The 553-nt window shown below is 57.7% G+C and carries 1 pseudogene; it reads left to right on the top strand.

From position 1 onward, the window contains the following. Nucleotides 1–86 precede the first annotated feature (86 nt). Nucleotides 87–553 (top strand): annotated as a pseudogene (locus A3730_RS00475) (2-oxoglutarate dehydrogenase E1 component); the annotation flags it as partial.

Genomic DNA, 553 nt, shown 5'->3' with positions numbered 1-553 from the left:
GCGTACGGGAACAGGGTCGCCCCCCTGTGGTCGCAGTTACTCATACCACAGAGTGTGACAACCTCCCGCCGAAGGAACGAGCTAACATGCAAGACAGTTCCATGCAGCGGCAATGGCAGTCCTCCCATATCGGGGGAGCCAACGCTGCCTATGTCGATGAACTGTACGAATCCTACCTGACTGATCCTAATTCCGTGCCGGAAGACTGGCGCGTTTATTTCGAAAAACTCCCCAGTGTTGATACCGCCGTCGAATCCGATGTGCCCCACGCCGCCGTGCGTGAATACTTTCTGTTGCAGGCGAAGAACCGTTCGCGGGTGCAGAAGTTTGGTGCCGGTGCGGTCAGCACGGAGCACGAGCGTCGTCAGGTCCGTGTGCTGCACTTGATTGCAGCCTACCGAAACCGTGGTCACCAGGTGGCCAAGCTGGACCCGCTGGGCATCATGGAGCGCGAAGCCGTTCCAGACCTGGAACTGGCGCATCACGGTCTCAGCACGGCTGATCTGGATACCGTATTCCAAACAGGCAACCTGTTTATTGGTAAGCCTGAAAC

The sequence above is a fragment of the Alcanivorax sp. HI0044 genome (assembly GCF_001634945.1).
Note: the sequence above shows the minus strand (reverse complement) of the source record. Positions and strands in the feature narration are given on the sequence as shown.